Annotated in this window: 6 protein-coding genes; 5 read left to right on the top strand and 1 reads right to left on the bottom strand. The window is 69.6% G+C overall.

The genetic code is table 11. The features are described from left to right. Window positions 1-150: 150 nt before the first annotated feature. Window positions 151-1,137, bottom strand: coding sequence for a heme o synthase (locus ACFVXA_RS37595; protein WP_383746876.1), 987 nt, complete (start codon window positions 1,135-1,137; stop codon window positions 151-153). Between the two features lie 356 nt (window positions 1,138-1,493). Here ACFVXA_RS37595 and tkt point away from each other — a divergent pair, with 356 nt between their 5' ends. Genes tkt through pgl form a run of 5 tightly spaced genes read left to right on the top strand, consistent with a single transcriptional unit; the run spans window position 1,494 to window position 8,108 of the window. Beyond that, window positions 1,494-3,581 carry a transketolase gene (gene tkt / locus ACFVXA_RS37590; RefSeq protein ID WP_362030663.1) on the top strand — a complete coding sequence of 696 codons (2,088 nt, stop codon included), beginning with the start codon at window positions 1,494-1,496 and terminating at the stop codon, window positions 3,579-3,581. Window positions 3,582-3,615: 34 nt separating this feature from the next. Beyond that, window positions 3,616-4,758, top strand: coding sequence for a transaldolase (tal, locus tag ACFVXA_RS37585; RefSeq protein WP_390028497.1), 1,143 nt, complete (start codon window positions 3,616-3,618; stop codon window positions 4,756-4,758). A 4-nt stretch (window positions 4,759-4,762) separates the two neighbouring features. Continuing rightward, window positions 4,763-6,286 (top strand): glucose-6-phosphate dehydrogenase, encoded by a 1,524-nt coding sequence (gene zwf, locus ACFVXA_RS37580; protein WP_362030667.1) that lies wholly within the window; start codon window positions 4,763-4,765, stop codon window positions 6,284-6,286. Beyond that, the gene (opcA, locus tag ACFVXA_RS37575; RefSeq protein WP_383746869.1) at window positions 6,283-7,329 is read left to right on the top strand and encodes a glucose-6-phosphate dehydrogenase assembly protein OpcA; all 1,047 of its coding nucleotides are present in this window, start codon (window positions 6,283-6,285) and stop codon (window positions 7,327-7,329) included. Before zwf ends, opcA begins: the two co-directional genes overlap by 4 nt. After that, window positions 7,326-8,108: a 6-phosphogluconolactonase gene (gene pgl / locus ACFVXA_RS37570; protein WP_362030545.1), complete on the top strand. Its 783-nt coding sequence runs from the start codon at window positions 7,326-7,328 to the stop codon at window positions 8,106-8,108. Before opcA ends, pgl begins: the two co-directional genes overlap by 4 nt. Window positions 8,109-8,224 lie beyond the last annotated feature (116 nt).

The following is an 8,224-nucleotide window of genomic DNA, read 5'->3' as shown; positions in this document are numbered from 1 at the left end:
CTGGGGCCTCGGGGCGGGGGCGGGTTTTACCTACACCGGGGGGGGTTTGGCCCTGGGCCGGTACGCACCCCCCGTTTAAAAAACCCGGCCCGGGGGGGGGGGGGGGCCTTCCCCCCCCCCCCCCGCCCGTCGAGAAGCCCCGGGGGAGTGTCAGCGCAGGAAGGGGTCCACCGCGACCGCGACGAACAGGATCGACACATAGGTGATCGACCAGTGGAACAGCCGCATCTCCTTGAGCTTGCCGCCCGTCACCTCGGCCTTGGCGCGGTTCTGCAGACCGTGCGCCTCCCACAGCCAGAAGCCGCCGGCGGCGAGTGCGACGGCCGTGTAGAACCAGCCCGTGTAGCCGAGCGGGGTGAGGAGCAGGGAGACCGCGACCATCACCCAGCTGTAGATGACGATCTGGCGGGCGACCACCTTGTTGCTCGCGACGACCGGCAGCATCGGCACGCCCACGCGCGCGTAGTCCTCCTTGACCTTCATGGACAGCGGCCAGTAGTGCGGCGGCGTCCAGAAGAACATGACGAGGAAGAGGATGACCGGGGCCCACGACATGGAGTTCGTGACGGAGGACCAGCCGATGAGTACCGGGAGGCAGCCCGCGATGCCGCCCCACACGATGTTCTGCGAGGTGCGGCGCTTGAGGATCATCGTGTAGACGACGACGTAGAAGAGGAGCGCTCCGAGTGACAGCCAGGCCGACAGCCAGTTGACGGCCAGGCCGAACAACAGGGTGGAGACGACCGCCAGGGTGATGCCGAAGGCCAGGCACTCGCGGGGGCTGACCATGCCGGTGACCAGCGGGCGCTGCGAGGTGCGCTCCATGAGGGCGTCGATGTCACGGTCGATGTACATGTTCAGGGCGTTGGCGCCGCCCGCCGACAGGTAGCCGCCGAGGCAGGTGAGGAGCACCAGCTTCAGGTCGGGCACACCCTGCTGGGCGAGGAACATCACCGGAACGGTGGTGATGAGCAGCAGTTCGATGATGCGTGGCTTGGTCAGCGCCACGAACGCTTTGACACGGGCCCCGAACGGCCGCTGGCCCCGGCTGCTGCTCGCATCGAGCTCCCCCACAGCCTGAAAGGCGTGGGAGGTGCCCCCATCCGCTGGACGGGATTCGACGGCCGTCACGCACACCCCTGACAGAGACATCCCAGCAAGCCCCCGGTTGTGAACTCCCCGTAAAGGCTCGCGCGTACCACGCCACTGTAGACGTTGCCCAGACCCCGGCATTCGCGGGGGTGGGGTCGTGTTGAGCAGCGCCGCTGGAAGAGCCGAGCGCCACTCGATTGAGCACTCGTACGAGCGGTTCCGTATTCACTTGCCGAACACGGATCGGACCGGTCGGGAGGCGGATCGCGAAGACTCCCGGCAGTCTGGAATGACTCGAAAAAACGCACGTACTTACGGGGGTAGGCTCGACAACGGCCGGTGGGCGCCCAGTGCACCGGCATTCGACATGCGTGACATGTGGAGAGGAGCCCTGACCCAGGGTGAGCACCAAGCCGACCACCACAGACCTCGAGTGGACCGAGTTGGACCAGCGGGCCGTCGACACCGCCCGCGTCCTGGCCGCCGATGCCGTACAGAAGGTCGGCAACGGCCATCCCGGTACGGCGATGAGCCTGGCGCCCGCCGCGTACACCCTTTTCCAGAAGGTGATGCGGCACGACCCGGCGGACACCGACTGGGTAGGACGCGACCGCTTCGTGCTGTCCGCGGGCCACTCGTCCCTGACCCTCTACACCCAGCTCTACCTGGCCGGGTTCGGTCTGGAGCTGGACGACCTGAAGTCCTTCCGGACGTGGGGCAGCAGGACCCCCGGTCACCCCGAGTACGGTCACACCCCCGGTGTGGAGACCACGACCGGCCCGCTCGGCCAGGGTGTCGCCAACGCCGTGGGCATGGCGATGGCCTCCCGCTACGAGCGTGGTCTGTTCGACCCGGACGCCCCCCAGGGTGAGTCCCCGTTCGACCACTTCATCTACGCGATCGCCGGTGACGGCTGCCTCCAGGAGGGCATCTCCGCGGAGGCGTCCTCCATGGCCGGGCACCAGAAGCTCGGCAACCTGATCCTGCTGTGGGACGACAACCACATCTCGATCGAGGGCGACACGGAGACGGCCGTCTCCGAGGACACCGTCAAGCGGTACGAGGCGTACGGCTGGCACGTGCAGCGCGTCGCCCCGAAGCCGGACGGCGACCTCGACCCGCACGCGATCTACAACGCGATCGAGGCCGCGAAGAAGGTGACGGACAAGCCGTCGTTCATCGCGATGCGCTCGATCATCGCCTGGCCCGCGCCGAACGCGCAGAACACCGAGGCCGCGCACGGCTCGGCGCTCGGCGACGACGAGGTGGCGGCCACCAAGCGCGTTCTCGGCTTCGACCCGGAGAAGTCCTTCGACGTCGCCGACGAGGTTCTGGCGCACACCCGCCAGGCCCTCGACCGTGGCCGTGAGGCCAAGGCCGAGTGGGAGAAGGGCTTCGCCGCCTGGCGCACCGCCAGCCCGGAGCGCGCCGCCGAGTACGACCGGATCGCCGCGACCGAGCTGCCGGCCGGCTGGGAGGAGAAGCTCCCGGTCTTCGAGGCGGGCAAGGGTGTCGCCACGCGTGCCGCGTCCGGCAAGGTGCTCCAGGCACTCGGCGCGGTCATCCCCGAGCTGTGGGGCGGCTCCGCCGACCTCGCGGGCTCGAACAACACCACGATCGACAAGAACTCCTCGTTCCTGCCGGCCGACAACCCGCTGCCGGGCGCCGACCCGTACGGCCGCACGATTCACTTCGGTATCCGCGAGCACTCCATGGCCGCGGAGATGAACGGCATCGCGCTGCACGGCAACACGCGTATCTACGGCGGCACCTTCCTGGTGTTCTCCGACTACATGCGCAATGCCGTACGCCTGTCCGCGCTGATGCACCTGCCGGTCACGTACGTGTGGACGCACGACTCGATCGGCCTCGGCGAGGACGGCCCGACCCACCAGCCGGTCGAGCACCTGGCCTCGCTGCGCGCGATCCCCGGCCTGAACGTCGTCCGTCCCGCGGACGCCAACGAGACCGCGATCGCCTGGCGCGAGGTCCTCAGGCGCTACACGAAGGTCTTCGGCAAGGGTGCCCCGCACGGTCTCGCGCTGACCCGTCAGGGCGTGCCGACGTACGAGCCCAACGAGGATGCCGCCAAGGGCGGTTACGTCCTGTTCGAGGCCGAGGGCGGCACTCCCGAGGTCATCCTCATCGGCACCGGCTCCGAGGTGCACATCGCCGTGGACGCGCGCGAGCAGCTCCAGGCGGCGGGTATCCCGACGCGGGTCGTGTCCATGCCGTGCGTCGAGTGGTTCGAGGAGCAGGACCAGGGGTACCGGGACAGCGTCCTGCCGCCTTCGGTGAAGGCGCGGGTCTCGGTCGAGGCCGGTATCGGTCTGACCTGGCACCGTTTCGTCGGGGACGCCGGACGCATTGTTTCGCTGGAGCACTTCGGTGCTTCGGCCGATGGCAAGGTGCTCTTCCGCGAATTCGGTTTCACTGCCGAGAATGTCGCAAGTGCCGCCCGGGAATCGATCGCCGCAGCCCAGCGCTGACGCTGGTATACGACACGTAGGAGATGCAATTTCCATGACAGACGCACTCAAGCGCCTCTCCGAGGAAGGCGTCGCGATCTGGCTGGACGACCTGTCGCGCAAGCGGATCACGTCCGGCAATCTCGCCGAACTGATGGACCAGCAGCACGTCGTGGGCGTCACCACCAACCCGTCGATCTTCCAGAAGGCCATCTCACAGGGCGACGGCTACGACCAGCAGGTGACGGACCTCGCCGCCCGCAAGGTCACGGTCGAAGAGGCGATCCGCATGATCACGACGGCGGACGTCCGTGACGCCGCCGACGTCCTGCGCCCCGTCTTCGACGCCACCGGCGGCCAGGACGGGCGCGTGTCGATCGAGGTCGACCCGCGTCTTGCGCACAACACGAAGGCGACCGTCGCCGAGGCCAAGCAGCTGGCCTGGCTGGTGGACCGCCCCAACACCCTCATCAAGATCCCGGCGACCAAGGCGGGCCTGCCCGCGATCACCGAGGTCATCGGCAGGGGCATCAGCGTCAACGTCACGCTGATCTTCTCGCTGGAGCGCTACCGCGAGGTCATGGACGCGTACCTCGCGGGCCTGGAGAAGGCCAAGGCCGCCGGCCTCGACCTCTCCAAGATCCATTCGGTGGCGTCGTTCTTCGTGTCCCGCGTGGACACCGAGATCGACAAGCGGCTCGACGCTCTCGGCACCCCCGAGGCGAAGGCCGCCCGCGGCAAGGCGGGGCTCGCCAACGCGCGGCTCGCCTACCAGGCGTACGAAAAGGTGTTCGCCTCTGGCGACTATGCGACACAGCCCTCCGACCGCTGGGCCGCCCTCGACAAGGCGCAGGCCAACAGGCAGCGTCCGCTGTGGGCCTCGACCGGCGTCAAGGACCCGGCGTACAAGGACACCATGTACGTCGAGGACCTGGTCGCGCCGAACACGGTGAACACCATGCCGGAGGCCACCCTGGAGGCCACCGAGGACCACGGTGAGATCACCGGCAACACCATCGCCGGTACGTACGAGCGGTCCCGCGCCGAGCTCGACGCGGTCGAGAAGCTCGGGATCTCGTACGACGACGTGGTCCAGCTCCTGGAGGACGAGGGCGTCGAGAAGTTCGCGACGTCCTGGAACGACCTGCTCAAGTCCACAGAGGCAGAGCTCGAGCGCCTCGCCCCCTCGGAGGGCTGAAACCTTGTCAAGCAGCAACCCGCTGCGTGACCCCGCAGACCGACGGCTCCCGCGTATCGCGGGGCCGTCGGGCCTGGTCATCTTCGGCGTCACGGGCGATTTGTCACGTAAAAAGCTGATGCCTGCCGTGTACGACCTCGCCAACCGGGGTCTGCTGCCGCCGGGCTTCTCGCTCGTGGGCTTCGCACGCCGCGAGTGGGCCAACGAGGACTTCGCCCAGGAGGTCCACGACGCGGTCAAGGAGCACGCCCGCACGCCCTTCCGTGAGGAGGTCTGGCAGCAGCTGGTCCAGGGCATGCGCTTCGTGCAGGGCACCTTCGACGACGACGACGCCTTCGAGCGGCTGCGCTCCACGATCGACGAGCTGGACAAGGCGCAGGGCACCGGCGGCAACTTCGCCTTCTACCTCTCGGTGCCGCCGTCCGCCTTCCCGGTGGTCATCAAGCAGCTGAAGAAGCACGCGCTGGCCGAGCAGTCGAACGGCTCCTGGCGCCGGGCGGTCATCGAGAAGCCCTTCGGCCACGACCTCAAGTCGGCCGAGGAGCTCAACGCGATCGTCCACGAGGTCTTCGCGCCCGACCAGGTCTTCCGCATCGACCACTACCTGGGCAAGGAGACCGTCCAGAACATCCTGGCGCTGCGCTTCGCCAACACGATGTTCGAGCCGATCTGGAACCGGTCGTTCGTCGACCACGTCCAGATCACGATGGCCGAGGACATCGGCATCGGCGGCCGGGCCGGCTATTACGACGGTATCGGCGCCGCCCGGGACGTCATCCAGAACCACCTGCTCCAGCTGATGGCGCTCACCGCCATGGAGGAGCCCGCCTCCTTCGACGCGGACGCGCTCGCCGCCGAGAAGACCAAGGTGCTGGGCGCGGTGAGGCTGCCGAGGGAACTGGGCAAGAACACGGTACGCGGACAGTACGCGTCGGGCTGGCAGGGCGGCGAGAAGGCCGTCGGCTATCTCCAGGAAGACGGCATCGACCCCAAGTCGAAGACCGACACGTACGCGGCCATAAAGCTGGAGGTGGACAACCGCCGCTGGGCGGGCGTGCCCTTCTATCTCCGTACGGGCAAGCGCCTCGGCCGCCGCGTCACCGAGATCGCCGTGGTCTTCCAGCGCGCCCCGCACTCCCCCTTCGACCACACGGCGACGGAGGAGCTGGGCCAGAACGCGATCGTCTTCCGCGTCCAGCCCGACGAGGGCATCACGGTCCGCTTCGGCTCCAAGGTGCCCGGCACCTCCATGGAGATCCGGGACGTGTCGATGGACTTCGCGTACGGCGAGTCGTTCACGGAGTCCAGCCCGGAGGCGTACGAGCGTCTGATCCTCGACGTCCTGCTCGGCGACTCGAACCTCTTCCCGCGCACCGAGGAGGTCGAGCTGTCCTGGAAGATCCTCGACCCGATCGAGGAGTACTGGGACAAGCACGGCAAGCCCGCGCAGTACCCAGCGGGCACGTGGGGTCCCGTCGAGGCGGACGAAATGCTCGAACGAGACGGACGGAGCTGGCGTCGCCCATGAAGACCGATCTCACGGACACCACGGCCGGCAAGATCAACAAGGCGCTCGTGCAGGGCCGCCGCGCCATCGGCACCCCTGCCGTCGGCATGGTGCTCACCCTCGTCATCGTCACCGACGAGGAGAACGCCTACGACGCCCTGAAGGCCGCCAACGACGCCTCGCGCGAGCACCCCTCGCGCACGCTCGTGGTCATCAAGCGCGTCTCGCGCTCGCCCCGCGACCGCACGAAGTCGCGCCTCGACGCCGAGGTGCGCCTCGGCGTCGAGGCGGGCACCGGCGAGACGGTGGTGCTGCGCCTCTACGGCGAGGTCGTCAATCACGCCGACTCGGTCGTCCTGCCGCTGCTGCTGCCGGACGCGCCCGTCGTCGTCTGGTGGCCGGTGAACGCGCCCCTCGACCCGGCGAAGGACCCGCTCGGCGCACTCGCCCAGCGCCGCGTGACCGACACCTACGCCGCCGAGACGCCGGTCCGGGAGCTCAACGCCCGCGCCGACGCCTACACACCGGGCGACACCGACCTCTCCTGGACCCGCATCACGCCCTGGCGCTCGATGCTGGCCGCGGCCCTGGACCAGGTCACCTGCCAGGTAGCCGCGGTGGAGGTGGAGGGCGAGGAGTTCAACCCGAGCTGCGAGCTGCTCGCGATGTGGCTCGCGGACCGGCTCGACGTGCCCGTCAAGCGGTCCCTGTCCTCCGGCCCCGGCCTCACCGCCGTCCGGATGGACACGAGCTGCGGCCCGATCGTCCTGGACCGCGCCGACGGCTCCCTTGCGACCCTGTCCATCCAGGGGCAGCCCGACCGCGCGGTGGCGCTCAAGCGCCGCGACACCTCCGAACTGATCGCGGAGGAGCTGCGCCGCCTCGACCCGGACGACACATACGCCTCGGCGCTGCGGTACGGGGTGGACCGGCTGAACGCGCCGGCGCCCGAGGAGGACGCTTCGTCGGGCGCGGTCAAGACCGCGACGAAGGCTCCCGCCAAGGCTCCGGCCAAGAAGGCCGCCGCCAAGCGGGCGCCCGCGAAGAAGGCGGCCGCCAAGTGAGTACTCCGCAGCTCGTCGTCCACCGCGACAAGGAGCTGATGGCCCAGGCCGCCGCCGCCCGGCTGATCACGAAGATCGTGGACGCGCAGGCCTCGCGCGGCTACGCCTCGGTCGTGCTCACCGGCGGCCGCAACGGCAACGGCCTCCTCGCCGCGCTGGCCGCCGCGCCCGCGCGGGACGCCATCGACTGGGGCCGCCTCGACCTGTGGTGGGGCGACGAGCGGTACCTGCCCGAGGGCGACCCGGACCGCAATGACACGCAGGCCCGCGCCGCACTGCTCGACGCGGTGCCGCTGGATCCCGCGCGGGTGCACCCGATGCCCGCGTCGACCGGCCCGTACGGCGCCGACGTGGACGCGGCGGCGGAGGCGTACGCGGCGGAGCTCGCGAAGTCCGCGGGGCCCGAGAACCACGGCGCCGTGCCGACCTTCGACGTCCTGATGCTGGGCGTCGGCCCGGACACCCATGTGGCCTCGCTCTTCCCGGAGCTGCCCGCGGTGCGGGAGACGGAGCGCACGGTCGTCGGCGTGCACGGCGCGCCGAAGCCGCCGCCGACCCGGATCTCGCTCACGCTGCCCGCGATCCGCTCGGCTCGCGAGGTGTGGCTGCTCGCGGCGGGCGAGGACAAGGCACAGGCCGCGGCGATCGCCCTGTCGGGCGCGGGCGAGGTCCAGGCCCCGGCGGCGGGTGCCTACGGCCGCTCCCGCACCCTGTGGCTCCTGGACGCGGCGGCGGCTTCCCAACTGCCGCGGTCGCTGTATCCGCCGGCTTCGCCCTGAGCCCGAAGGGCAGGGGCGGCGGGGTTTGATCCGCCCCCTCCGCCCCTGCCCGTCCCGTCCCCTGGGGCTCCGCCCCAGACCCCGTTCGCGCAGTTCCCCGCGCCCCTATCCAGGGG

Source organism: Streptomyces sp. NPDC058246, from assembly GCF_042881985.1.
Taxonomy (GTDB): Bacteria; Actinomycetota; Actinomycetes; order Streptomycetales; family Streptomycetaceae; genus Streptomyces.
This window is presented reverse-complemented; position numbering and strand designations above follow the sequence as displayed.